The following is a 24,814-nucleotide window of genomic DNA, read 5'->3' on the forward strand; positions in this document are numbered from 1 at the left end:
TTTATCCACCTCTTATGAATTACTTATTCCCCGATATAATAAAAGTAAAGCGTAAATTATTCAAATTTTTAAATTTCAGAAAGGTTACTAGGCGAAAATTATTACTTTAGCCACTTTTACAACAAGTTAATAATGTGATAAAATTTACATTCGAAGTTTGATATTGTTAATAAATTTATTAGGAGTGTTTTATGCGAATCATTCAATTTTTTAAAGGCATGGCGATGGGCACGGTTGAAACTGTTCCTGGAATTAGTAGTAGTACAGTTGCCATGCTTCTTGGTATTTACGAAGATATCATCGATGCGCTTCATCACTTAACGACGAAAAAATGGAAGGCAAGTTTACTTTATTTACTCCCTGTCCTAATTGGAATGGCATTTGGAATGGGAGTTTCTGTTTTAATCGTGCACTATTTATTAGAAAATTATAACGTCCAAGTCCATGCCTTATTTATGGGTTGTATTCTTGGCATGTTGCCATTAATTTGGCAGAGCGGAAAAAAAATCGGTGACAGCTATCACATTAAACATTTTTTCATTATGGCACTCTTTTTTGTTTTTATTTTAATTCTAAATTTTTCGCTTGAAGAAACGCACTTTCACATTACACAAGCGACCGCTTTTGATTATGTATATTTATTTATGGCCGGTTTTCTTGCCAGCATCGCTCTTGTTTCACCTGGTATAAGCGGTGCACTCATTTTAATGATTCTTGGCGTGTACGAAACTGCGCTAGATGCACTTATAAATCTTGATTTCAAAATTATCCTTGTCATTGCGTGTGGTGTACTTATCGGCATTCTTGTCACTAGCAAACTTATTCGTTTTCTTATCCGAAGATTCCGTACAGCCGCGCACTCAGGCATACTTGGACTATTGTGCGGATCATTTTTCGTCCTTTTCCCAAAAGAGAGTTTTTCAGTTTCCGAGTTTATTGTGAGCTTTATCATATTAATTCTCACCACTTTCGCTGTTTATAAATTCAGTTTTAGGAAGTAAAATGTTTTATCAAAAGAATTGGCACTAAATAAAAAAAGAACCAAAAATCGAACCATTCTTTACATGGCTTATGCTCGATTTTTGGTTCTTTTTAATCATGATTCCAATTGTCTAGAATCTAACTTTTTTCATCTAATAAGTCGCTTTCATTAAATTTGATTTTCGCCTCACAAAACGGAGTTTTCCATTTTAATTTGCGTTCTACTTTTTCTTCGTCACTTTTTTCAAAAAGAAGTTTGCTCCCTTTACTTAAAAGCGGAATCGCAATTAAAACACCTACAAGGGTTAAAATTGCAATAAAACCAATAAAAATTAAACTCATACCGATTGCAATAACAAAGGCTTTTTTCAAGAAATGTCCTATATCAAACTTTTCTTCCAAATTAATCAGCTCCCTATCTTTATCGATAATTTCATCATATCACGAAACGACGTTAGCTGCGAATTTTAGCTTAAAATATGTTCTTCCAAAAAGAGAGCTAGACCACCTTCGTCATTTGTTTTTGTGATAAAATCGGCACGTTCCAAGGCAAGTGGTATGCCGTTTTGCATCGCTACACCCATTTTGGATAACATGAGCATTCCCACATCATTTTCATTATCGCCAAACGCAACGGTTTTGGATAAATCGATATAGCCATGTTGTGCTAAATAGTTCAAGCCATGCGCTTTATCAATGCCTGAATTCATAATGTCAATTAAATTTTTGGCTGACGCGAGTACTGATAAATCAAACGCGCTAAGCGCCTCTTTAATTGTCTCACGTTTTTCGGCGTCATCTTCAATGACCAAAATTTTCAGCGGATATTCGCCTTCTGTAAGTTCATCAAGCGGCGTTTTCGTAATCGTAATAGGCACTTGTTCATTTTTAGGCAACGCTTTATTTTGTTCGTTAAAAAACGCAATTTTACCAGAATTGGATGGGCCTAGAATTCGTTTCGTCGTATAAATATGGTAATTTACATCTAGCGGGCGAAGCGTTTCTAGTACACTTTCAATTGTTTCAAGCGCTAAATCACTTTTAAACAAAATTTCACCAGTTTGAAAATCGCGAACTAATCCCCCGTTACATGAAATCACTGGTTTTGTAATTTTTAGCTCGTGAATAAATGGTAGAATCGCTAAATCTAAACGACCCGTTGCTAAGAATAATTTTTTTCCGTCTTTTTGCCACTCGAGTAAACGTGTTTTATTTTGGGGGTGAATCGCGTCTCCCGCGCTTACAAGCAGTGTTCCGTCCATATCTGTTACAATCGTATCTATCGTCAAGTCTATCGCACCTTTCCCTTCATATATTCGTCATTATAACGGATAAGCGTTCAAAGACGCAAGACGAGAAGTCTTTTGTTTAAAGGATACGTTCTGGCTTGGTATATACATTCATAGTGCCATGACGAATAAATCCAACTGTTGTAATACCAAGTTCAGCCGCCATATTAATAGCAAGTTCAGTTGGCGCTGAACGCGATAAAATGATGCCGCAACCAAGTTTCGCCGTTTTCACTAATATTTCCGATGAGATTCGCCCACTGAAAATGACAATTTTATCCGAAACGGTAATACCATTTTTTAGGCAGTGCCCGTAAATCTTATCCAGCGCATTATGCCGGCCAATATCCATCCGACTGCAAATCAGCCCATCAGGTGAAACGAGTCCTGCATTATGAACACCACCTGTTTGACGAAACGTATCCGATGCCGCTTCAAATTCGCTCATTCTTTCAAAAATTTGTGCCACCCCAATTGAAACCCCCGTTTCGTTATAGCTTTCAAGTAGGGACGCATCTGATTGAAAATAAAAATTTTCTCTTGATTTCCCGCAACATGATGTAATATAGCGCTTCGAACGATATTTCGCATTAAACTGGTTGACGAAGTTTGCCGTCACATGCGCATGTCCCGTTGATTCAATAATTTCAATTTTATCAATATCCAAAACGCTACGAATAACACCTTCTGAAATTAAAAAACCTACTATCAAATCCTCTAAATATTCTGGTGTGCAGACGATGGTCACAAATTCTTGTTTGTTCACGTAGATTGTTAGCGGATATTCTACAGCAACTTCTGCTATTTGCTCATGCTTTTCCCCATTTCTATAGCGAATAATGCTTTTTTTCACGCTCACATCCATCGTACTAGCCCCTTCCAAAGAAAGCCTCCAGCAATTTGGAGGCTCACATTTATTTCAAATTTTTACCCATTTCCTTTAAAAACGTGACCCCGTAACGTAGCGTGCGATTTACATCAGGATCTTTTAACGCCTTCATCAAGCCAAACAGGCCTAAAATCTCCTCATTTTTCGCAGCCTCATCAGCCGCTTTTGCTGCTTCCTTTACATTTTCAAGCACCTTTTCCGTTGTTTCTGGCTTTGTTTCTGTTAAAAGTTGGCTCGACAACATCAAATTGTTTATCGCATTCGTAACTGGTTCTTTGCGCCACTCGTTTAAAACGGTTTTCGTAATATCTTCTTTCGCCTTCATCGCACTATTAATAGCATCAAGCGCTCCTGAGTCGCGCAACAATTTGACTAGCTCGAGCATTTCAAGAAAACCAGATTCATCAGCAGCAATGCCTTGTTTTAACTCAGCTAAGCGAATTTTTTCCTGCTCTTCTTTTGACGGGGTTGTATCACGAATTTTTGATATTGGTTCAGCCATTTTGTTTCTCTCCTTTGCAACCACAGCTTCCGCCGCATGCACAATTTACTTTAGAAATTGGTTCATAGTCCGCGCGCTTCCATTTCTGCTCAACTTCAACACCATTTTGTGGATAGCGTTTTCGGTTTCGCGGATTATGATCTGGAAGTGGGTTTTTACCTTCTTTTTCCAGAACCTTCATCGCCACTTTTGTTTGCTTATAAGCAGGCGTTTTCGTGCGCACATCGCCAGCGCTAGATGTCAATAAGTTAACCGCCGTTTCACTACTTACCGAGTGCATTGGCACATATACTTCCTTCCCCTTCATTCGGTCAGTCACAACAGCACGAAGCTTAATCCGACCATACGGAGAACTTAGGCGTACCAGCGAACCACTCTCAATTTCACGCTCTTTCGCAAGCTCAGGCGAAACCTCAACGAATACCTCTGGAAGCTTGTAATCAAGCCCTTTTGATTTATCCGTCAAATTTCCCTCGTGGAATTGCTCAAGTAAACGGCCGTTGTTTAGCTGTAAATCGTATTCTTCCGGGAATTCAATCGGCGGAATATATGGTAACGTAGAAAACTGTGCTTTTCCATCTGGGAAGTTAAAACGTTCTTTGTATAAAAGCGGCATATCTTGACCTGCTTCATCAACCGGCCAAACAAGACTACTAAAGCCCTCTAAACGGTCATAACGGACCCCGCGGAAAAATGGTGCGAGGCTTGCAATTTCGTCCATAATATCACTTGGATGTGAGAAGCCCCAATCAACGCCGCATGCACGCGCCACTTCCTGCGTAATCCACCAGTCTGGTTTTGAGTCTCCAAGCGGCTTCATGACCTCATATAAGCGCTGAACGCGCCGTTCTGTATTCGTAAACGTTCCTTCTTTTTCGAGCGAAGGCGCCGCTGGTAAAATGACGTCCGCAAATTGCGCCGTTTTGGATAGAAAGACATCTTGTACAACAAAGAAGTCTAATTTTGCAAGTGTTTCTTGTACGTGATTTACGTTTGAATCCACCCACGCCATTTCTTCCCCAACAAGATACATGGCATGTAGCGTCCCGGCTTCAATTGCATCAAGCATTTCATTATTTTTTAGTCCCGGTTTATCGGAAATGGAGACACCATACGCCGCTTCAAAACGTGCACGTACCTCCTCATCGGCTAGGGGCTGAACACCTGGCAAGACATTTGGCAAAGAGCCCATATCACAAGCACCTTGTACGTTATTATGCCCACGTAGCGGATACGCTCCCGCACCAGGTCTACCAAAGTTTCCAGTCACAAGGAGCAAGTTTGCGATGGCAGAAGATGTGTGTGAACCCGCGATATTTTGCGTCACACCCATTCCCCAACAAACCGAAGTCCCATCTGCCTCGTGAACCATTTCAGCAATTTCCTTGAGCGTTGCTACTGGAAGACCTGTTTCTTTTTCTGCATATTCCAGTGTAAATGGTTCAAGGAATTCAAGATAGGCTTCTACATTTGAAATGCGATTATTCATAAATTCGGCATCATGCCAATTTTGGTCGATGATATATTTTGCAACGGCTGTCAGCCAAACAAAATCTGTTCCTTGTTTTGGATGGATAAATTTGTCAGCCCGCTCCGCCATTTCGTGGCGTCGCAAATCCGAGACGAGCATTTTAGCTCCGTTATATTTTTGCGCCCGTTTAATGCGGCTTGCAATGACTGGGTGCCCGTCGGCTGGGGAACAGCCAACTAACATGATTAATCCAGCTGATTCAATGTCGTCAACCGTACCAGAATCGGCACCAATGCCGACAGTGCGTGTTAAACCATCAGATGCAGGCGCCTGACAATACCGTGAGCAGTTATCGACGTTATTTGTCTCAAAAACTTGGCGAGCGATTTTTTGCATCAAATAATTTTCTTCGTTCGTTGTTTTCGATGAACTAATAAACCCGAGAGCGTCATTACCAAATTTCGCCTGTGTTTCGCGCAGGCGTGTCGCCACTGTTTTAAGTGCCTCCTCCCAGCTTACTGGAACGAATTCGTCTCCTTGCCTAACAAGCGGCGAGGTAAGTCGTTTGTCGCTATTTACAAAATCCCAACCAAATTTCCCTTTCACGCACGTCGCGAATTTATTAACTGGACCTTCGCCTGTCGGTTCCACTTTCAAAATTTTACGGTCTTTCGTCCACACCTCAAAAGTACAACCAACACCGCAAAATGTGCAAACGGTTTTCGTCTTCTTCGTTCGCGTATCACGCATCGCCGCTTCCATTTCAGAAACAGCAAAAACAGTTTGATAGTTCGGTTCCACTTTTTTCACCATGTCAATCATCGGTTCAAGGACATCTTCGTCTAAACCAGTCATAAAGCCAGCCTGTCCAAGCATTGATTTTTCCATCATCGCATTACACGGACACACGGTGGAACAGAGTCCACAAGACACACAAGACGAAAGATTAGCTGGCCGGTCATCATCCCAAATAACCCTTGGCTGCTCCCTTTCCCAGTCAATCGATAGCGTTTCATTCACCTGAACGCTCTGACAAGCTTCCACACATCTACCGCATAAAATACATTGATCGGGGTCGTAACGATAAAACGGGTGGGAAAAATCATTCACATACCCTTTTTCCCGGTAAGGTCGTGTTTGTCCTTCAATCCCTAACATTTCAGTTGTATTATGTACGCGGCAATTACCATTGTTATTGTCACAAACTGTACAATAAAGCAGATGATTTTCCAAAATCCGATCCATCGCTTCTAGTTGAGCATCCGTCGCTTTCTCTGAGTCAGTCTGAATTTCCATTCCCGGTTTAAATTCGGTGCTACACGCCCGAACAAGTTCTCCGTCAACTTCACACATACATGTATCACAAGACTGGATTGGCCCCATTTGCTCGCTATAACATATATGTGGGTGCTTGATTTCTTTTTCATTAAAATAATCTAAAATTCTCTTTCCTGAGTCAACTTCATGTTCCGCCCCATTTATTTTGACGGTAATTTTTGTCCCCATGACTGTTCCTCCTCCATCATTCACTCTGCATAGAAAACGGTTACATCTGTTACATTATAACAGTTATTATGTGAAAATTACAGCCAAAACTATAATTGAGAACGTTTATCAAGTATGGCGGTTATGCGTTTTTGGGGATTGAATCACTTTCTTAAAACACCTACAATCATTCAGTATTTTTTGTAAAATTTCTTCCCTCAATTTTTCACAAAGAAAGCAATGATTACGATACACAAATAAAAAAACCAAGTACGTCCCTCTGTTCAAAACGGCTTCGTTACTTGGTTTTCTGGTCTGTTTTTAGTTTATTATTTTTTTATCATCTTCCCCATTTCTCTAAACTATTTTTGTCCCATGAAGTTCCGTAGCGCCTGTGTTCTCTGCCACTTCTTGCCAGTTTTCGTTTGTAATTCCACCACCTGGCAGAATTGTAATTCGATTGTTTGCGTATTCAATGTATTCACGCCAAACAGGGATTACATCTTCAGGTGGCAAATGTCCAGCACCACCGTGAGTCAAAATGCGGGTAAAGCCATTTTCTGCGAGCCAGTCAATCGCAGCTTTTTTGTCCGTTTTAATCTCATCAAAAGCCATGTGAAATGTGAATTCTGCATCTATTTCATGCATAAGCGTCTTAATTTGAGTTTTATTCAGTTCTCCTGTTTTGGTTAGGCAGCCAAACGCGAAGGCTGTAATACCAACGGATTGATAAGATTCTAAATCGCGGCGCATCATTTTAAGTTCATCGTTTGAATAACAAAAGTCGCCGCCACGTGGTCTAATCATTGCCACTACTGAAACGCCCGCCGCATGCGCTCTTTTTTGAACAAATTCTGCCACGCCTAAACTGACCGAAGTGCCACCTTTTGCTAGATTATCACATAACTCAACTCGCTTAGCACCACGATGAATAGCCTTTTCTAATGACTCATGATTTTCAATGCAAAGCTCCTTTACAATCATCTCTATCACCTAATAATGGAATATCCGGTCAGCGTATAAGTCTTCCAAAGCGAAATTATATTCGTAACCGCCGTCAATATTCGCACTTCGATAAACTGGTGGTGTGTAGCCTTTTTCAAGCATCATTTGTACTGCTTCATAAATGACTTGTTGTAGTAGCAGCACTGCTGAGAAGGATGATGTGCCACAAACTTTCCCTTCTAGGCCGGGGAGTTCAAGCGCGGCATCACCGAATTCGGACTTGTTGTCTAATACGACGTCTCCAAATTCATATAGCAGTTTCCCAGAAGAATGCCTTGATGTTGATGCCTTTGAAGCATCTAGCGCGGTGACTACTACTAGCTTGTTGCCGCTACTTTTCACCCATTCCGCAAGCTCAATACTCATTGGATTGCGCCCTGAATTTGAAATTAGGAAGAAAATATCATTTTTTTCAGCTTGCATACGATGTGTTAAAAGCTTACCAACACCTTCAATGGATTCATACATGCCTCCAGCTGGATCAAAAATGACTTTTGAAGGAATTAAGCCTCCTGCACGCCCGCAAATTTCAATTGCTGCCGCGTATGAGTGACCACTTCCAAAGGCTTGCAAAATTCCGCCATTCATAATACCTTCTGCCACTAGGTTTGCCGCTTCGTGGATATTATCTTTTTGTGTTTCCTCCAAAACATTTGCCAAATCTCGTGCTTTATCAAAAAAAGTTAATCCCATGTTTTCTCCTCTTTCCTCTATCCAAGAATTTTTAAGTTATATAAAACAATCGCCAAAACCATCACAAGTAAAATTGCTTTTGTGGAGGTCATTTTTTTATAGCCAAGCAACATATAAATGAGCCCAACGAGAAGAGCTGGAACGAGTGCTGGCATAATTTGATCTAACATTTCTTGCATTTTCAGCTCGACTTTTCCTGATTTATATACGTACGGAACCGTCGCATGAATAACTGTCGGAATCAAAGCACCCACGACAGTTACCCCGAGAAGTATAGCCGCATCGGTTAACGCGTTAAGTCGATCCGCAAATTCATTAACAAGTTTTGCGCCTTGGCTATATCCAAGTGGAAGAAGTGTAAAACGCACACCGATAACGAGGATATTGACAATCATCCAAATAATGACGCCTGTCACATTCCCTTGTAAGCCCATGTATGCTGCAATGGAACCAAATATGGTCGGTAAAATGACACCAAAAATGGTATCCCCAACTCCAGCAAACGGGCCCATCAGACCGGTTTTTATCCCCGTCACGACTTCTTTCGACGCCATTTTCTCGCGTTCTTCAATGGCCATGTCAATTCCTAAAATTAGACCCCCAACCATCGGGTTTGTGTTAAAAAATTGATTATGCATATGCATCATTTCTTTTTGCTCGTCATCTTTTGGATATAGCTTTCGAAGTGTTGGCAAAATCGAATAGAGGTAGCCTGTCGACATCATTCGCTCGTAGTTCCAACAGATTTGACTACACAGGAGCCATCTGACGTTTGCCGCTAGCAGATCTTTTTTCGTCACAACCTTATCAAACTCGAACTCAGTCTTCGTATTCGCCATCTTCATTCTCCTCTCCTACTAAACCTGCTTCTCCTGCTAATGCGGGTTCTTTTTTATTGAAATTTTGTTTAAAATAGATGATCGCAAGCGCTGTTCCAATAAGAGCAACGCCTAGCATTGGCACTTTTAAATAGGCTGTTGCCACAAAACCAATAATCAAGTAAGCCACAAATTTGTTTGTTGGCAAGTAGCGCAGTAATATCGCAATCCCGACAACTGGTAAAATACCACCAGCCACTTTTAAGCCACCCATAAGCCAGTCTGGCATCGTGTTTAGGATAAAATCAACAACGCCTTGCCCAAATGTAATCATAATAAAAACTGGCAGCGCTCTTGATAGCGCCCACGGGAATGCCCCGTACAAGATATTTCGCTTCACAGCTGCAACGTTCCCTTTATCAATATTCGTATCAATTCGGTGTAAGAAAAATATATTTGTAAACCGAGCTAAAATATCAAGCTGCACCATAAGTAATCCTACAGGTACTGCGAGTCCAATTGCAAATTCCGCATCTTGACCCGAAAGCACCGCAAATACTGTTCCTACTATCGCGCCAGTTGTGAAATCGGGAATTGATGCGCCGCCGTAAGTGCCAACGCCTAAGACCATAAGTTGTAAAGTCGCACCAATTGCAAGACCTAACGTCACATCACCCATAATTAAGCCGGCAATAGTTCCTGTAATAACTGGAAAGTTCAATCCAATTACAAGCGTTAGCGCATCTAAAATCGTTAGTGCTGCAAGGATGACAAGTAACACAATTTGCCAAATCGCTAAATCCATCTAACTCCCTCCTTTTATTTTTTGAGTAAATTTTGAAAAGGGACTGCTTCTTCACTCGGAACCATCTGCGCTGTCAATTTAATCCCCTTTTTGACAAAATAATCAAAATCTTCCAAATCTTTCTCCGTTACGCTTACCGACTTTTTAATCTGCTTGCTGTCTTTTTTTGTCGACATATTTCCCACATTGATTTGCGGGAGCGTGACTCCGCCGTCCACAAGGTCCCTTAAAACACGCGGACTCTTGGCGATTAAAAAAACTTTTTGTCCAGCGTATTTATCTGCTAAAATATTTTTAATCGCACCTTGCGTTGTTAAAATGCTTAGTTTCACACCGCTTGGAACTGCTGTTTTTAACGCTGTTTTTTCAATATCACTTTTTACAACGCTATCGTCTACAATCATAATTCGTGTCGCTTTTATCGTGTTGGTCCACATCGTTGCAACCTGCCCATGAATCAAACGCTCATCAATACGTACGTGAATAATCCCATTTGAGCTCATTCCTCTTCTTCCCCCTCATCACTTTGGATTAAAAACTGGTTTTTAGGCTGAATAATTGTTAGCATTTCTTTCGCACCAAGTATTGCGCTCTTTGCCGTTTCTCCTAAACTAAGTTGCAGCACGAGACTAAGCGATAATCCTGAAATAATTTCTACGTTTGGAAATTCCGCTTGAACGATAAGCGCTGCATTTGCAGGCGTTCCGCCAATAAAGTCTACAATAATAGCGCTTACATTATTTTCCTTGCAAACGAGGCGATATTCCTTCGCAACACTTTCCACATTCATATCTTCCGTAAATGAAACTGCGTGAAATAGCTCTGTCTGGCCAGTAATCATTTGACAGCTTTGTTTAATTGCCACTGCATACTGACCATGACCAGCTAAAATATAGGTCATTTTATCACACTCCTAATCTTTTTTCTTTTGAATTTCAACATAGTAAAAATTGTGTTTCACGAAACTTTCAACATACTCAAAAGGCTGGTTTTCTGGAATATACGTAAATCTTTCCATGCGATATACAGGACTTTTAACGGGCACGCCTAAAAGCTCTGCTACTTCAGAATTTGAAATAGGAAACTCAATTTGGATTTTCTCTTTCATCGCCTCGTTTAAAATATCAAAACCATATAATTTCTTTAGCTCTTCTGACAAGGTCGAAAAGCGATCTAAATCAGTAAAATCTATATTTAGCAAATTGCTTTTTGCAATATAGTTATTTTGAATCGCCCATGGAGTATTCCCAAACATTCTGACGCGTTTAAAATGAACAATACGATTTTCTGGTTGAATTTGCAACTTCTCAGCTACTCTAGCATCTGTTATTTCTTCAATTGAAATGACTTTTGTAAACTCCTCATGCATTTTTTTATCACGGATAAAATTGGTGTCTTTATAATTGGGAAATGAATTATATTCATTGAACAACACCTCTTTATTTTGAACCGATTTGCTAACAAATGTACCTTTGCCTTGAAAGCGCGTTAAAAGGCCCGCCCGTACTAACTCTTGAAGCGCTCGGACAACTGTCGTATTACTGACGCCGTATTTCTTTTTCAACTCACCTTCTGAATAAATTTTTTCACCTGGTTGGAAAACACCCTCTTTAATTTGTTGCTTGAGATCTCTAATAATCACCATATACTTAGGTTCTGCCATCGTTTCCATCCCTTCTTTTCTATCTAATACGTTAACACGTTAAATTTATCGTATCATGAAGCTGATGGGATGTAAACGAAGAGATAACTTATCATTATAACCAGTTAACACGTTAAGTTGTTTTTAATATAACATGTTTTATTTTTATCTGCAAGCGCTTTCTTCTTTTTTATTACCTTGCAAAATAAAAAAAGAATAGATAAACTGGTTTTAAATACAGAAAAGTATAGGAGGCAACGATGACACAATCTACAAAAAATTTATGGGCATTATGTTTTTCGATTCTTTCATTTTTTATTCCTTTTGGATTTCTCATTTCAATACCCACCTATTTCATTAGCCGCAATGCTATGCGTGTGGAAACTACAAGTATGATTAAAGTAACATATATTTTATCTATCATTAGCATCATTTTTTCAATTCTTGCTACAATTTCTCTTATCATTGGTTTTATTACATTTTTCAGTAACTAAATACATAAAAAATCGAGAAGTATCGCCTAAAAGGCAAACACTTCTCGATTTTTATTTTTTTATCAACGATTAAAATTTCTTATTTACCAAATACATTTTTAATCGAATCGAGCAATTCCCCGGCGCCCCCTAATTGTTCAGTCACTTGATCAACAACGTTGTTTACTGGCTCGGTTACATTTTGGGTTATCTCTTCGGGATTCAATTGGTCGGTTGCGTTTTGAATCATTTCCGCGGCTGTTTCAGATGCATTTTGTGCGGTTTCTTCGGCATTTGAAGCAACGTCAGAAACTTTCTCAGCACTTCCTCCAAGGAGTTCATTTACTTTGTCACCAGCTAGATTTTTCAAACTATCGAAAAGTGGCAATAGACTTCTCTCCTTTACTTTTATTTATCCGTAGTATAGCACAGATTTTTTGGAATCTTTCGTTTTGATATAAAAAGTAATCTGGAAGTAAAATTCTTTACAATTCAAGCAACCCTTTTTGTTGCAAGTCGAAAAAATGTTCATAAAAAGCGCCTTCGCGCAGGCCATACTGCGAGAAAACGAGGCGGTCAGAATCCAAAAAGCGCATTAGCGCAATAAGTGGTGCCATTCCAGCCGCGATAATATCAGCTCGGTCGCGAGAAAGTCCGCCAATATCTCCGCGACCTTTTAAGTTTTGTGATACCACCTCTTTGAATATATCGTACACTTCAAAGTCGCGCATTTTAAACCCGTGCAAGTTCTCAAAATCTAAAATTTCGCGCCGTCGCCGTTCGATTTTCGCGATGGTCCGATTACTCCCACCAAGTGCAACAATGGGCAAATTATGTCCGCGGCGAAGCCACCAGACACCCGTGTATAGTTTATCCATGAATGTCATGAGTTCAAATAAATCACCAGCCGAAATAACATCTTTTTGCGTAAATCGCTCGCTCAAATTGACAGCCCCGTATGGCAAGCTAATGAGACTAACCGCCCGACCATTTTGAACTAAAACGAGCTCCGTGCTACCACCGCCCGTATCAATAATCACACAATTGGTTACCGGAAGCGTGTGTATAATCCCCAAATAGTCATAATAAGCCTCTTTAGACCCTGCAATCACTTCTAATTCAATGTTTGCCTCCTTTTTGACACGCTCTAAAAACTTCTTCTGATTTGCCGCCTGACGTGTTGCTGCCGTCGCAAGTGCGCGAAGTGTTAATGAATCAAACTCACGACTTTTTTTCTCAAAACTTTTTAGCGCCGTAATCGTTCGTTTTACCGCACTGTCACGAAGAATTTTTTCCTCTCCCATTTTCTCCGATAACCGAACCATTTCCTTTTCTTGGCAAACAACCTCAAAAGTCGCATCATCATTTATTTTTGTGATGGTCATTCGTACTGAGTTTGAACCTAAGTCAATTACACCAAAGTGTTCCATACCTATTCCTCCTCATTTTCATGCCCAACTATAGGCTCAAATATTCGTGCTTGCATATTTTTACTAGCTCGTTTTTGCATTTTCTTCTTTGTCGCCTGATGCATGAGCAATTCTTGAACGTTAAAAGGTGGGCGACCACGCTTATCTAAACTTTGATAAGAACCATCTGCAAGTAACTTTCGAGTTTTCACATTATCATGAAACATTTCCGTAAACTCAAGCTTAATTTGCTCTCGAATGCCTTCGTCGCGAATTGGAAACATTAATTCTACTCGTCTATTTAAATTTCGATGCATTAAATCGGCACTCGATAAGTAAAGCAAATCATCCCCTGATGCGCCAAAATGATAAATCCGACTATGTTCTAAAAAACGCCCTACAATTGAGTGCACCTCAATATTTTCACTTAAACCTGGCACTCCAGGCTTCAAGCAACAAATTCCGCGCACAATTAGCTTTATTTTAACGCCCGCAGAAGACGCTTTATAAAGCGCTTCAATCATTTCCGAATCAGATAAAGAGTTCATTTTCATCTGAATAAAGCCGGGTTTTCCTTGTTCGACCGCTTTTATTTCGCGCTGAATCAAATCAAGAAGCGTGTCGCGTAACCAGAGCGGCGCAATCACAAGTTCGTAAAAAAAGGGTGGTTCAGAATAGCCTGATAGCATATTAAAAATATTTGTAGCATCAATGCCCATTTCAGCATTAGCTGTTAAAATCCCCATATCCGTGTAAAATTTTGCTGTCAAATCATTATAATTCCCCGTTCCCATGTGCATATAACGTCTGATTCCCTCTTCTTCCCGCCGCACAACAAGCGTCAATTTACAATGTGTTTTCAGCCCAACAAGTCCATAAATCACATGGCAGCCTGCCTTTTCAAGCTCCTGCGCCCAGTGAATATTATTTTCCTCATCAAAACGCGCTTTAACCTCTACAAGAACCGTTACTTGCTTGCCATTTTCGGCTGCTTCCCCTAAATATTTTATAATTGGCGAATCACCTGATACTCGGTAAAGCGTCATTTTAATCGCCAAAACTGCCTCATCAACCGACGCTTGCCGCACAAATTCAATTACGGGCTCAAAGGAATCATACGGATGATGAAAAAAGTAATCTCGCTCCTTAATTTTTGCAAACAAATCCGCTTGCACTAAATCGCTTTCCATGTATGGTTTAAAAGGCTCAAAAAGAAGCTTCTCGTCATTAACGGCACTCGCCATCTTATTCAAAAACGTCAAATCAAGCGGCCCTTTAATCAAATAAATATCATCGTCACTAACTTTTAGAGCTTTTATTAATCTTTTGTTTAAATGTTTACTAATATTCGCGTCAACCTCTAGGCGAATGACGTTGCTACGTTCACGCTTTTTAAGTTGCTCTTCAATTTCTTTTAGCAAATCAGATGTATCTTTTTCAGCCACATCCATATCCATATTGCGCATCACGCGGTAACACGCGGTTTCTTTTATTTCATAGCCGACAAAAAAGCGGTTTAGATACTGGATGAGGATCTCCTCGAGCAAAATAAAATCGTGTTCGCCTTCTGCGGAGGGGAGTTTAACTAGTCGCGGGAAAATGGTTGGCACTTGAACTGTCGCAAATTCTTTCTTTTTCGGATTACCTTCTTTGTGAATGAAAACTGCGATATTAATGCTTGTGTTTACGATAAGTGGAAACGGTCTTGATGAATCAACAGCCATTGGGGTGACGACTGGATAAACCTCTTGTTCAAAAAAATGATGTACGAAAGTTCGCGCCCGTTCCGAAAGCTGTTCCATCTTTAACAAGCGAATTTGTTTTTCTTGTAATCGTTTATTTAGCGTCCGATTCCAAGTTCGGTACTGTTTATCTACCATTTTATGTGTCACTTCGGTAATTTCTCTTAGCTGCTCTTTTGGCGTAAGCATTGCCGCATCCCGCTCTTCAAAGCCAACAGAAACCATTTTCTTCAAACTGGCTACGCGTACCATGAAAAATTCGTCCAGATTGCTTGCTGTAATGGCTAAAAATTTAATTCGTTCAAGCAGTGGATTGTTTTTATCTCGTGCCTCTTCTAAAACACGGTCGTTAAAAGCAAGCCAGCTCTGTTCCCGATTAATGAAATTCACTTTATCTTCGCTCATTTTTGCCCACCCTTTTCTTTCAAATGCGCTTTTATGCCATACACTTCTTCAAAAAAACCGGCTTTTTCATTAAAAGTCCATTTTTCAAGCATTAAATCGTCATCTGCCCACACAGAAATTAAAACGTGCTCCTTTTTTAAAGAAATCGAGATTTTCGTCACTTTTTGTTGATGACTATCATCTAAAGAATCAGCTAGCCGCAAAATTGCCGTCAACTTTGCTGTCAAAAGCCGACTTTCAATCGGTAATTTTTCAAAATGATGTAAATTGAGCGACGGTGTTTCCGTGCTGTGATATCGTGCAATTGCCCCAACCATTTGAAGCTCCTCAACAGATAAGCCAAGAATTTCCGTCGCTAAAATTATATATTCAGAATGTGCATAATGATTATTCATATCAATATAACTACCAATATCTTGCAAAATCGCTGCGATCTGGAGCAATAATCGTTCCCGTTTTGCGAGACCATGAATCGGTTTTAATTGATCAAAAAGATGTAGGGCAAACTTTTCCACCGCTTCCGCGTGCTTTCGGTCCGTCTTATAACGAACTGCAATATTTCGCGCGGACGTCACAATGTCTTTTGAAAAATCATGGGATAGCGTTAACTTTTTTTGCCGAATCATCTCCTCCACCAAAATCCCGTCCACAAGCTCCGCATCAGAAAGCAAAATCTCAGAGGCATGCGTTACTTTTAGAAGCTCTTTAAGTAGCATCGCAGACGGAAGTAACTGCGAAACTGAATCAAACGAAAGTTCATATTTTTTGGCTAAAACTTTTTCCGGCGTTTCCAGTATATGCGCATAAAGCGCTGCAAAATAGGCTTCAGAAATTTTATCTTCCGACTTCTCTAAAAATGCCCTTTTAAAAAAAAGCAAATCGGTGCCAATCAAAATGAAATGCTTGTACGCCACATCTTTCGGTGCAAATTGCGCATAGTCGCGAATTTTACTAAAAATAAAATCTTCAAGTAAATCTGCAAAATTGCTTGTTCGCTCCTTTAATTTTGCTAAAAGTTCCCGAACACGCAAAGGACCAAGTTTAATATTTCGCGAAAACATAAAATCCCCTTCATCGTAAACTGTAAGTTGAATACTTCCCGTACCAATATCAATGAGCATTGTGCCTTCCTGAATTAGCTCATTAAAATTTTTCGTCCCGTTTGCTGCTGCCTGACTATGTAAAAATCGCTCCTCCGAATTGGATAGCCATTCCAACTCAAGTCCCGTCCGAAGGCGAATTTGTTCCTTTACATATTCCGCATTCGATGCTTCTTGAATTGCCGAAACCGCCACCACTCGGCTATCTTGAATCCCGTATTCACGCATAGTATTAACAAACCCAGAAAGTGCAATAGATGTAGCTTCCACCGTTTCAAGTTCAATTTTCTTGCCGTTAAAAATGTCCGTTCCAATGGAAACTTCTGCTTTTATATACTCTAAAACGGTTTGTTTCCGCACGTCCATGATTTTTAAAATAACATTTTGCGAACCGACTGTGATGCCTGCGAACCAATTTGTTCCCACAAATACTCACCTCCTATGTTTCTATCTATATATCCATTTGTAAGAAAGCCTAACCCTTTTTCCATAAAAAAAAGAAGCCTTAACGCTTCTATTAGTCATTCCACTTCGTATAATAAAATAGCCCAATGATGAGCGCGAAGACACTCGCAAATGGACGGATATGAAAGTCCGTGTAGGTGCTTGCGAAAACAAATCCCATAATTGCTGAAAATACGGCTAGAAACAGCGATAGGAACATTAAAAATGAGTGGTTTCTTTTGTTAAATATGAAAATAATACCAATGATAAGGAGTAAAGTCGAATTAATCCAGCCTGCAATTTCTGTCAAAAAGCCAGAGAACTCAAATAAATTTTCACTCGGCAAATATATTCCGCGATTCTCTACTTCATTTATAGCGCCAAAAATTGCTACTACGATTAACAAAATACCTGTTATTTTTTTCATCATCACATATCCCTCTTTAAAAAGACATCCATTTCATGTATATACAAATTTAACATTTTTAAACATAAAAGAAAACCAATGCGGAAGAAAAAGGAAACCGCATTGGTTTTCAAAGGGAGAGTCACACTTATGAAAAAGAGTGTGTGATTAGCTTGTAAAGTTCATCGGTAAATAAAAAAATAACCCGTATTCACTAAGGTACTAGAACGGAATTTCAAATAGATTGAAAAACGAGAATATTACCTGTATAGGATTTTAACTACTACTCATATAACATTCCATTAGTTGAATAGATGCGGATAGATTGTGATTTTTTAACATTTTTCAGATTTTACTCAACTTGAGTGGCAATTTGTGATTCTTAAAATTCAACCTAGTGAATCATGATTTTCTCTTAGATTAGAAATGAGAATTATTTAAGATATGTTAACATTTTTTGTGCTTCATCAAAATAATGTAAATATCCATTTATTAAACAAAAATCTTTTGTATTTGTAAAATGTTGTTTCGCTTTATCCAGATTTTTTTTTCAATTTCTAATAATCCGACGTGAAAAAAAATTTCACTCTTCACCTTTTCCCATTTATAAAGTGATTGATAATTTAACCTTTCTAAGCCTCTATATAAATATTTTTCTGCAATATTTAACTTTCCCATGAACAAATAATTTAGACCTATATAACTGTACACAAACGGTTCAATTTCATTATAATCTAATCCACCTAATTTATGAATCTCAATCTTTTCTAACAAATATTCTAACCTTTGTATAGAACTTTTATAATTTTTGCAGTTGTGGAAAAGTGTTATTCCTGAATAAAATTCTCTTTCCATCAGATTAACTGAACGATATTGTTTTTCTATAATTTTTTCTATTGTTAAGTAATTCCTTTGAAGATAGTTAATAAAAAGTAACTCCTCTATTTCTACAGCAAGAGCACAGTTGTCAAAAAACAATGTATCTAGTTTTATTTCTAATTTTTCGCACAATTTTTTTAAAACTAAAATATTAGGAATTTCTTTCCCTGCTTCAAACCGACTAATTAAACTTTGCGAACATATACCATTAGACAAATTTCGTTGCGAGAAGCATTTTTTGTTTGCTGAAAACTTGTGCTATATTCAAAATATCAAAAAAGGAGGTTTTAAGATGGATATAAAAAAAGTATTGTTTATAACAGTATTGGTTGTTGGATTAGGGTTTTCGCCGCTGTCAATGAATTTGAATTCTAGTACGGCAAGCGCGGCGAACTGGGATAAAACAAAAACAGTAACAACAACTTATTCAAAGGCAAAAATCAAAAAGTTAATTGGAAATAAAACAAACCTAGCGGCAATCACCGGTCCACTTGCTAGTGGTCTAGGCGCTTCAGCAGGCACAGCAGTGAAGTCAGTGCTAGGAAAAGGAATCCTTGGGGCAGCTGTTTCTGCCACCATTGCAATTGTAAATGCAGGAGCTAAAAAGGAGAAAGTAAAGCTTCAAGGATATCTTAAAAAGATTCATGCAGGGAAAGCAAAAGGAATTAAAATTACACAGAAATATCAATATGGTTATATGAATGGTTTTGGTTACATTTGGGCAAGATCAGGAAACCCAAGCTTTTCACTTTACTAAATTAAGATAAAGAAAGAGTCTTAGTTCTTTCTTTTTTTTTGTTTAATAAGTTCAAATATACTAAAACCGAGAAAAGAAGCGCAAAAAAACGAAATTGAAAACACCCAAACATTCCCTACGTTACCTAACATGTAGTTTAATACCACCGCGAAAATTGTCAATATAAAAGCTAAAACTAAGTTTTGAATCATAATATACCTCCTTTTTATATTATTGTAGCATGATTAGATTGTCCACGTATAATAATTTTCAAAAAATATCTAAGCTGTTACTATTTTTCTCGATTTAAACCAAGCAATAAATGTGAATATTTTTATATCCAGAACTAGCCACACCACTTTTGACAAGATTATCTATTTTTTATTAATTTTAAAACTAAAAAATATCACTGATATAATGATTGCAACTGATAAAATGAACTTATAATATTAAAATTCCTTCTTAACAAATCATAGTAAGCGAACTACCAAAAACCTAGCTAAGATTTCACCCTACTATCATTGTAGCATTCTGTTAAAAGAATAGACATGGATAAATTGTGACCTTTATGAAAATTTAGTTTGATTTTTCACAATTTCATTAATAACTCTATATGTTTTTATCGTATGATATAAAATAAAAAAAGCGTGGCAATTCTTAAGTCCAACAGATATTGTGTGTATGCTACTGTATAGAGGAATGGTGAACATTGTGAGAAAAATATGAAATGTTATTTTTACAACAATTGTAATGTTTTTGCTATTAATTGCAGCACTTGCTCCACTCGTTTTAATATATTATCTCTTCGTGTATTTCTTGAATCATAGTTCGGGTATAACCTATTTTATAAGTAACACTTTTGATAGAATGAGATTTATTATTTTATTTTGTATTTTAGGCATAATAGTGCTTGGATTTTTTAAATCAATGTTAAAAAAAGAATGTTTGTAAAAAATAGGCGGAATATTTGTTTTAAATACGTAGCCTTATTTCTTCTGGATACCAATATTCATCACAATTAGTCCAGGTATAAAAGCGAATTTAGTAGGTATATTTTTAATTACTTTTTTCCACTATTTTGCAGAATTATTATTAAGTGGACTTTTGTATTTGCTAAACAAAATAGATAAAAAAAGAAAGAAGTAATTTACATCAAACTGAAAACACACTTGAATGGGTGTTTTTAAATTTATCATAGCCATTTCAACCAACTAAATTGGGAAAACTAGCTCGTTAGTTGAATCTATAAATACCCGAAATAAAAGAAAACCAATGCGGAAGAAAAAGGGAAACCGCATTGGTTTTCAAAGGGAGAGTCACACCTTATGAAAAAGAGTGTATGTTTAGCTTGTAACTATATCTTACAACTCGCTTTTTACAAGAGTATGTAAAAATTATGAAAAAAAAATGAACATTTACTTTTTCGTTATTTCTCTTTCCCGATTTATGGTTGCCTCAACGCTGTGCATGACAGTGGCAACGAACGCCTCATCCATCAAGCTACTCACTCCGGCAATTGTTGTCCCACCAGGCGAACAAACTTGATCCACCAATTCATAAGGATGAAGACCACTTTCCAAAATCATTTTGGAGCTACCAAGCACGGCCTGTGACGCCACACGAAGCGCCTCTTTTTTCGCTAATCCAGCTTTAACCCCAGCCCTTGCAAGCGAATCAATGAAGATGTAGATAAACGCCGGAGAACTACCCGCAATCGCTGTAAAAGCACTGAAATTCTTTTCTTCGATAAAAGCTACTTCACCAACTGCAGAAAAAATAGTTTCAACCGCTTTTTGATCTTCATCCGTTGTAAGTGCATTTCCGCAAACACCCGTCATGGACTCCCCGATTGTCGCGTTCACATTTGGCATGACGCGCATAATTTTCAAATCAGAACCTGCCATTTCCGCAAGTGTTGCGAGATTAATGCCTGCTGCAATTGAAATGAAAAGAGGCTTTTTCTCGGCCAGAATCGCTTTTAAATCTGGTAACATAAATTCAAAAACATAAGGCTTAACCGCTAGAACAACTACATCCACCGCACGAATTAAGTCTTCCGCCGTTCGTTTCATTTGAACGCCTGTTTCTGAAGCAAACAATTCTGCTTTTGACTCTGTCCGGTTGTAAACAAAAATATCTTCCGCTCGCATTTCCCGCACTAGCCCGCGAATAATTGCTGAAGACATATGACCAACTCCAATAAATCCAACTTTCATCCTAAAATCTCCCTTCTAGCACAAAATAACGACCATCTTCTGAAAAACCTTCCGAGACCTTCTTAAAACCCATTTTTTTGTAAAAAAGAAACGCTTTTTCATTTTCTGCCACACACTTTAAAGTAAAGGCATCATGCGAAGTAGCGAGCGCTGCCTGAAGTAATTGCCGTCCAACCCCAGCGCCCCTCGCATTTTGATTTACATACAAATGGTGAATAAAATTCTCTGGCTCATAAATCCCGACAAATCCTAAAACCTCACCCATTTCATCCAAAACGAGCACGCGCTCTCCGTTTGTATCCCGGTCAAAGTCCATTTCAGAAATCTGCTCCTGCTTCTCCCAATTAAATTCCTTGCTACGAACATCGTTGTATAGCACCCGAAGCGCTATTAAGTCAGCTTCTTCCATATCACGAATTTTCAAAAATGCCACCTCACATTCCTTTAAACTATACCATCAGTTGCATCATTGAACAATGAAAATATGATTCGTTTTTTTGAAAAATCCCGTTCCATGACTGGAACGGGATTTTCAAGCAAGCCTAATTAAGAATTAGTTTCATTTTCATATTTTTTAACAACAGGATTTTTTGGACGATCTTTAATAAAGAAACTTAAAATCATGCCGAGTACTGAGAAGATAACTGCCACTAAAAATGCTGCCGTCATACCATTTAAACTCGCATCTAATGCTTTTTGAGCAAAATCTTGCGGATTGGTTGCCATGAGTTCTTTTCCTGGCATATCGTTTTTAGTTACATTCGTAAGCACAGTAATAAGCACTGCCGTTCCAATTGATCCCGCAATTTGGCGAATCGTATTATTTACAGCCGAACCATGGTTAATCAATTCATTTGGTAATGAATTCATACCCGCCGTGCTGACAGGCATCATCACCATAGAAATCCCTAGGAAACGAATCGCGTAAAATAGCATGATATACCAAAGTGGCGTATCAGCTGTTAAGAAAATAAACGGAATCGTTCCGGCTGTCAAAATCGTAAGCCCCGTAATTGCTAATAACCTCGCACCAATTTTATCAAAAATAATCCCTGTAATTGGGCTCATAACGCCCATTACAAGCGCTCCCGGTAACAGAAGCAGTCCAGATTGAAGCGCCGATTCCCCGCGAATATTTTGAATATAGAGCGGTAACACAATTTCTGCCCCAATCATTGCCATCGTAACAATTGAACCTAACACAACAGATAGCGAGAACATTGGATAACGGAATACCCGAAATTCAAGAATCGGATTTTCAATTTTTAGTTGACGGAAAACAAATAGGAAAATTACCACTACACCCACAATAAGTGTCGTAATCACCGTTAAATCCGACCAACCATCATTTCCAGCAGCACTAAACCCGTAAAGCAAAGAACCAAACCCGACTGTGGATAAAATGATAGATAAAACATCAATACGCGTATCTTTTAGCGTAACCACTTTTTTCATACCGAAAAAAGCTAGAATAATATCGAACACGGCAATTGGAACTAATATCCAAAACAGTACGCGCCAATCGTATGAATCTACAATCCAACCAGATAAGGTCGGTCCAATTGCAGGTGCAAAAGCAATAACTAGACCCATAACCCCCATTGCAACCCCTCTTTTTTCACGAGGGAAAATAAGTAAGAAAATAGTTTGTAATAACGGCATCATAATACCTGCACCAGCCGCCTGAACAATACGCCCAGTCAATAAAACTGGAAATGAACCAGCCAGTGCCGCAATAACAGTCCCGATTGTGAAAACAACCATCGCCGTAATAAATAAAACTTTTGAACTGATTTTTTCAATTAAAAGAGCTGTAATAGGAATCATAATCCCATTTGTAAGTAAAAAGGCTGTTGTAAGCCACTGTCCTGTAGCCGCCGTAATATCAAAATCTTTCATAATCATCGGTAGCGCTGTAGCTAGTAACGTTTGGTTAAGTACCGCAACAAACGCACCAATTATCATCGTCACCACAAGAAGATTTCGACTAAACGGTTTTCCATGTACATCTACAGGTTTTTCCGCTGCAATTGTATTCAATTATAATACCCCTTCCATCACTCGTTTTCCAAATGAATAAGAGTAGTATAATCTAATAAAACCTATAAGTCAATAAAAAATGACCAATCCGTACACTTTTTTTATAAAAGTGAATTAATTTGCATCTCGAGGACCTGAATTTCTCTATCTAAAGCTTTTGGTGCCTGCTGTTTCAAATAAAGCAGTGCGCCTTGAACCATAAAGTCTCTTGGTGTTTCACGATTATTAATTTCCGAAAGAAGTGCATTTAGCGACTCCTTATATTGCCACTTATCCGACTCCGCCACATCCTGCTTTTCAATTTTCCCTAACAGCTGATCAATTGTTTTCCGAAGTTCTACCATTCTGCGCTTCTTTAAATCTAAATGGCTAGGAATAAAACACGCTACATCTTGCTCTGTAATCAAAATATCCGCTGTTTCCTTCAAATCCCTAACAACTGCATCCATCCGGTTCAGCACATACTTCACAACACCCTGTATCCGTCGTTCCTTCTCCTCCGTCTTAGAAGTCGCAAACACAAACATGAATGTCATCCCAGCAAGTAGCATCGTCAAATCATTTACATAAGGTCTAGTATCCTCACCATACACAAGTAAAATCTGATTTTTAATCCATTCCAAACTTCTCACCCGAACGCTCGTTAAGAACTGATTAAAATCATCATCAATCATCGCCTGTGAAAAACTAATGTTCAAAATTTCTGCATTCTTCGTATGAAAAGTAATCAAAAGCTCCACACAATCCGCAAAGTTCGCCTTCAATCCCTTCGCCTGGTCTCCCATCGCCCGGTCCAGCTTCTGATAAAGAACAGAATACTCTTGTTTAAAAATAACAATAGCCAGTTCTTCTTTAGAAGTAAAATAATTATAGAAAGTCCCTTTTGAAATTCCACTCGCCTCAACAATATCTGCCACAGAAGTTAATAAATATCCTTTTTTTCGAAAAATTTTTTTTGCTTCTGTTATGATTTGCCGCTTCTTATCTTTCAAAATCTCAACTCCCTTAAAATTTATACTACTAGTATAATAAAAAAACATAGCAAGTTCAATCTATCTTTATCATAAACAAAAAAACCTTACTAGTCGCTGTAAGGTTTTAACCATTTAGATGTAATTCTGATGCCGGCTGCAAGAGTCGAACTCGCGACCTACTGATTACAAATCAGTTGCTCTACCAACTGAGCTAAGCCGGCCTATGAGGTAATGAATATCCAAGAAGCCACTTGCCGGGTTTGAACCGGCGACCTCTTCCTTACCATGGAAGCGCTCTACCAACTGAGCTAAAGCGGCAACTAAAAATGCACAAAAAAATGGCTCCACAGGTAGGACTCGAACCTACGACCGATCGGTTAACAGCCGATTGCTCTACCACTGAGCTACTG

The 24,814-nt window shown here is 38.6% G+C and carries 25 protein-coding genes and 2 tRNA genes; 3 read left to right on the forward strand and 24 right to left on the reverse strand.

The window, feature by feature from the left end; all coding sequences use genetic code 11:
• Nucleotides 1–191: 191 nt before the first annotated feature.
• A complete protein-coding gene (locus tag R8923_RS11580; RefSeq protein ID WP_485872912.1) occupies nucleotides 192–1,001 on the forward strand; it encodes a DUF368 domain-containing protein in 810 nt (269 codons plus the stop codon).
• A 118-nt stretch (nucleotides 1,002–1,119) separates the two neighbouring features.
• Here R8923_RS11580 and R8923_RS11585 read toward each other — a convergent pair whose 3' ends face one another.
• The 12 genes from R8923_RS11585 to R8923_RS11640 form a co-directional block, all read right to left on the reverse strand.
• Nucleotides 1,120–1,383 (reverse strand): hypothetical protein, encoded by a 264-nt coding sequence (locus R8923_RS11585; RefSeq protein ID WP_485872913.1) that lies wholly within the window; start codon nucleotides 1,381–1,383, stop codon nucleotides 1,120–1,122.
• Nucleotides 1,384–1,448: 65 nt separating this feature from the next.
• A complete protein-coding gene (locus tag R8923_RS11590) occupies nucleotides 1,449–2,243 on the reverse strand; it encodes a Cof-type HAD-IIB family hydrolase (protein WP_485872936.1) in 795 nt (264 codons plus the stop codon).
• Nucleotides 2,244–2,349: 106 nt separating this feature from the next.
• Entirely contained in the window at nucleotides 2,350–3,135 is a 786-nt protein-coding gene (fdhD, locus tag R8923_RS11595) for a formate dehydrogenase accessory sulfurtransferase FdhD (protein ID WP_485872937.1), read from the reverse strand.
• Nucleotides 3,136–3,184: 49 nt separating this feature from the next.
• Nucleotides 3,185–3,661 (reverse strand): helical membrane plugin domain-containing protein, encoded by a 477-nt coding sequence (locus R8923_RS11600; protein ID WP_485872914.1) that lies wholly within the window; start codon nucleotides 3,659–3,661, stop codon nucleotides 3,185–3,187.
• On the reverse strand, nucleotides 3,654–6,638 hold the full coding sequence (gene fdhF / locus R8923_RS11605; RefSeq protein WP_485872915.1) for a formate dehydrogenase subunit alpha: 2,985 nt from the start codon (nucleotides 6,636–6,638) through the stop codon (nucleotides 3,654–3,656). The genes R8923_RS11600 and fdhF overlap by 8 nt, the downstream gene beginning before the upstream one ends.
• Nucleotides 6,639–6,974: 336 nt before the next feature.
• Nucleotides 6,975–7,601, reverse strand: coding sequence for a copper homeostasis protein CutC (locus tag R8923_RS11610; RefSeq protein WP_485872916.1), 627 nt, complete (start codon nucleotides 7,599–7,601; stop codon nucleotides 6,975–6,977).
• A gap of 9 nt (nucleotides 7,602–7,610) precedes the next feature.
• Complete coding sequence (locus tag R8923_RS11615) at nucleotides 7,611–8,315, reverse strand: SIS domain-containing protein (protein ID WP_485872917.1); 705 nt, start codon at nucleotides 8,313–8,315, stop codon at nucleotides 7,611–7,613.
• 17 nt (nucleotides 8,316–8,332) lie between these two features.
• Nucleotides 8,333–9,160: a PTS system mannose/fructose/sorbose family transporter subunit IID gene (locus R8923_RS11620; protein WP_485872918.1), complete on the reverse strand. Its 828-nt coding sequence runs from the start codon at nucleotides 9,158–9,160 to the stop codon at nucleotides 8,333–8,335.
• Nucleotides 9,135–9,938, reverse strand: coding sequence for a PTS mannose/fructose/sorbose/N-acetylgalactosamine transporter subunit IIC (locus R8923_RS11625; RefSeq protein WP_485872919.1), 804 nt, complete (start codon nucleotides 9,936–9,938; stop codon nucleotides 9,135–9,137). Before R8923_RS11625 ends, R8923_RS11620 begins: the two co-directional genes overlap by 26 nt.
• A 14-nt stretch (nucleotides 9,939–9,952) precedes the next feature.
• Nucleotides 9,953–10,441: a PTS sugar transporter subunit IIB gene (locus tag R8923_RS11630; protein ID WP_485872920.1), complete on the reverse strand. Its 489-nt coding sequence runs from the start codon at nucleotides 10,439–10,441 to the stop codon at nucleotides 9,953–9,955.
• Nucleotides 10,438–10,839: a PTS sugar transporter subunit IIA gene (locus R8923_RS11635; protein ID WP_485872921.1), complete on the reverse strand. Its 402-nt coding sequence runs from the start codon at nucleotides 10,837–10,839 to the stop codon at nucleotides 10,438–10,440. The genes R8923_RS11630 and R8923_RS11635 overlap by 4 nt, the downstream gene beginning before the upstream one ends.
• A 12-nt stretch (nucleotides 10,840–10,851) precedes the next feature.
• Entirely contained in the window at nucleotides 10,852–11,601 is a 750-nt protein-coding gene (locus tag R8923_RS11640; RefSeq protein ID WP_485872922.1) for a GntR family transcriptional regulator, read from the reverse strand.
• 239 nt (nucleotides 11,602–11,840) lie between these two features.
• On the opposite strand from R8923_RS11640, the gene R8923_RS11645 reads away from it, so the two are divergent.
• Entirely contained in the window at nucleotides 11,841–12,074 is a 234-nt protein-coding gene (locus R8923_RS11645) for a hypothetical protein (RefSeq protein WP_485872923.1), read from the forward strand.
• Nucleotides 12,075–12,153: 79 nt separating this feature from the next.
• Here the strand turns inward: R8923_RS11645 and R8923_RS11650 are convergent, their stop codons facing one another.
• The 6 genes from R8923_RS11650 to R8923_RS11675 all read right to left on the reverse strand — a co-directional run bounded on the left by R8923_RS11650 (nucleotide 12,154) and on the right by R8923_RS11675 (nucleotide 18,654).
• Nucleotides 12,154–12,441 carry a hypothetical protein gene (locus R8923_RS11650; protein ID WP_485872924.1) on the reverse strand — a complete coding sequence of 96 codons (288 nt, stop codon included), beginning with the start codon at nucleotides 12,439–12,441 and terminating at the stop codon, nucleotides 12,154–12,156.
• Nucleotides 12,442–12,538: 97 nt separating this feature from the next.
• The gene (locus R8923_RS11655) at nucleotides 12,539–13,483 is read right to left on the reverse strand and encodes a Ppx/GppA phosphatase family protein (protein ID WP_485872925.1); all 945 of its coding nucleotides are present in this window, start codon (nucleotides 13,481–13,483) and stop codon (nucleotides 12,539–12,541) included.
• Between the two features lie 2 nt (nucleotides 13,484–13,485).
• Nucleotides 13,486–15,609, reverse strand: coding sequence for an RNA degradosome polyphosphate kinase (locus R8923_RS11660; protein ID WP_485872926.1), 2,124 nt, complete (start codon nucleotides 15,607–15,609; stop codon nucleotides 13,486–13,488).
• Nucleotides 15,606–17,135 carry a Ppx/GppA phosphatase family protein gene (locus R8923_RS11665; protein ID WP_485872927.1) on the reverse strand — a complete coding sequence of 510 codons (1,530 nt, stop codon included), beginning with the start codon at nucleotides 17,133–17,135 and terminating at the stop codon, nucleotides 15,606–15,608. The genes R8923_RS11660 and R8923_RS11665 overlap by 4 nt, the downstream gene beginning before the upstream one ends.
• Before the next feature lie 91 nt (nucleotides 17,136–17,226).
• Entirely contained in the window at nucleotides 17,227–17,583 is a 357-nt protein-coding gene (locus tag R8923_RS11670; protein WP_485872928.1) for a hypothetical protein, read from the reverse strand.
• 468 nt (nucleotides 17,584–18,051) lie between these two features.
• Nucleotides 18,052–18,654 (reverse strand): helix-turn-helix domain-containing protein, encoded by a 603-nt coding sequence (locus R8923_RS11675; protein WP_485872929.1) that lies wholly within the window; start codon nucleotides 18,652–18,654, stop codon nucleotides 18,052–18,054.
• Between the two features lie 76 nt (nucleotides 18,655–18,730).
• On the opposite strand from R8923_RS11675, the gene R8923_RS11680 reads away from it, so the two are divergent.
• Nucleotides 18,731–19,195, forward strand: a complete 465-nt coding sequence (locus tag R8923_RS11680; RefSeq protein WP_485872930.1) for a hypothetical protein — start codon at nucleotides 18,731–18,733, stop codon at nucleotides 19,193–19,195.
• A gap of 1,394 nt (nucleotides 19,196–20,589) precedes the next feature.
• Here R8923_RS11680 and proC read toward each other — a convergent pair.
• The 6 genes from proC to R8923_RS11710 form a co-directional block, all read right to left on the reverse strand.
• Nucleotides 20,590–21,390: a pyrroline-5-carboxylate reductase gene (gene proC, locus R8923_RS11685; RefSeq protein WP_485872931.1), complete on the reverse strand. Its 801-nt coding sequence runs from the start codon at nucleotides 21,388–21,390 to the stop codon at nucleotides 20,590–20,592.
• A 1-nt stretch (nucleotide 21,391) separates the two neighbouring features.
• A complete protein-coding gene (locus tag R8923_RS11690) occupies nucleotides 21,392–21,814 on the reverse strand; it encodes a GNAT family N-acetyltransferase (protein ID WP_485872932.1) in 423 nt (140 codons plus the stop codon).
• A 122-nt stretch (nucleotides 21,815–21,936) separates the two neighbouring features.
• Complete coding sequence (locus R8923_RS11695) at nucleotides 21,937–23,430, reverse strand: MDR family MFS transporter (protein WP_485872933.1); 1,494 nt, start codon at nucleotides 23,428–23,430, stop codon at nucleotides 21,937–21,939.
• Between the two features lie 101 nt (nucleotides 23,431–23,531).
• On the reverse strand, nucleotides 23,532–24,422 hold the full coding sequence (locus tag R8923_RS11700; protein ID WP_485872934.1) for a TetR/AcrR family transcriptional regulator: 891 nt from the start codon (nucleotides 24,420–24,422) through the stop codon (nucleotides 23,532–23,534).
• 130 nt (nucleotides 24,423–24,552) lie between these two features.
• Nucleotides 24,553–24,625, reverse strand: a tRNA-Thr gene (locus R8923_RS11705).
• A gap of 24 nt (nucleotides 24,626–24,649) precedes the next feature.
• Nucleotides 24,650–24,722 (reverse strand) — tRNA-Thr (locus tag R8923_RS11710).
• Between the last annotated feature and the right edge of the window lie 92 nt (nucleotides 24,723–24,814).

It is taken from the genome of Listeria tempestatis (genome assembly GCF_963575625.1).
Classification (GTDB): Bacteria; Bacillota; Bacilli; order Lactobacillales; family Listeriaceae; genus Listeria; species Listeria tempestatis.

Excerpts from the sequence above, each read along its gene's own strand:
- R8923_RS11580 (WP_485872912.1), top strand. The coding sequence starts at position 192 with ATGCGAATCATTCAATTTTTTAAAGGCATGGCGATGGGCACGGTTGAA.
- fdhD (WP_485872937.1), bottom strand. The coding sequence starts at position 3,135 with ATGGATGTGAGCGTGAAAAAAAGCATTATTCGCTATAGAAATGGGGAA.
- R8923_RS11645 (WP_485872923.1), top strand. The coding sequence starts at position 11,841 with ATGACACAATCTACAAAAAATTTATGGGCATTATGTTTTTCGATTCTT.
- R8923_RS11670 (WP_485872928.1), bottom strand. The coding sequence starts at position 17,583 with ATGATGAAAAAAATAACAGGTATTTTGTTAATCGTAGTAGCAATTTTT.
- R8923_RS11630 (WP_485872920.1), bottom strand. The coding sequence starts at position 10,441 with ATGAGCTCAAATGGGATTATTCACGTACGTATTGATGAGCGTTTGATT.
- fdhF (WP_485872915.1), bottom strand. The coding sequence starts at position 6,638 with ATGGGGACAAAAATTACCGTCAAAATAAATGGGGCGGAACATGAAGTT.
- R8923_RS11640 (WP_485872922.1), bottom strand. The coding sequence starts at position 11,601 with ATGGCAGAACCTAAGTATATGGTGATTATTAGAGATCTCAAGCAACAA.
- R8923_RS11635 (WP_485872921.1), bottom strand. The coding sequence starts at position 10,839 with ATGACCTATATTTTAGCTGGTCATGGTCAGTATGCAGTGGCAATTAAA.
- R8923_RS11625 (WP_485872919.1), bottom strand. The coding sequence starts at position 9,938 with ATGGATTTAGCGATTTGGCAAATTGTGTTACTTGTCATCCTTGCAGCA.
- R8923_RS11615 (WP_485872917.1), bottom strand. The coding sequence starts at position 8,315 with ATGGGATTAACTTTTTTTGATAAAGCACGAGATTTGGCAAATGTTTTG.
- R8923_RS11620 (WP_485872918.1), bottom strand. The coding sequence starts at position 9,160 with ATGAAGATGGCGAATACGAAGACTGAGTTCGAGTTTGATAAGGTTGTG.
- R8923_RS11655 (WP_485872925.1), bottom strand. The coding sequence starts at position 13,483 with ATGGAACACTTTGGTGTAATTGACTTAGGTTCAAACTCAGTACGAATG.
- R8923_RS11610 (WP_485872916.1), bottom strand. The coding sequence starts at position 7,601 with ATGATTGTAAAGGAGCTTTGCATTGAAAATCATGAGTCATTAGAAAAG.
- R8923_RS11600 (WP_485872914.1), bottom strand. The coding sequence starts at position 3,661 with ATGGCTGAACCAATATCAAAAATTCGTGATACAACCCCGTCAAAAGAA.
- R8923_RS11680 (WP_485872930.1), top strand. The coding sequence starts at position 18,731 with ATGGATATAAAAAAAGTATTGTTTATAACAGTATTGGTTGTTGGATTA.
- R8923_RS11660 (WP_485872926.1), bottom strand. The coding sequence starts at position 15,609 with ATGAGCGAAGATAAAGTGAATTTCATTAATCGGGAACAGAGCTGGCTT.
- proC (WP_485872931.1), bottom strand. The coding sequence starts at position 21,390 with ATGAAAGTTGGATTTATTGGAGTTGGTCATATGTCTTCAGCAATTATT.
- R8923_RS11590 (WP_485872936.1), bottom strand. The coding sequence starts at position 2,243 with ATGGACGGAACACTGCTTGTAAGCGCGGGAGACGCGATTCACCCCCAA.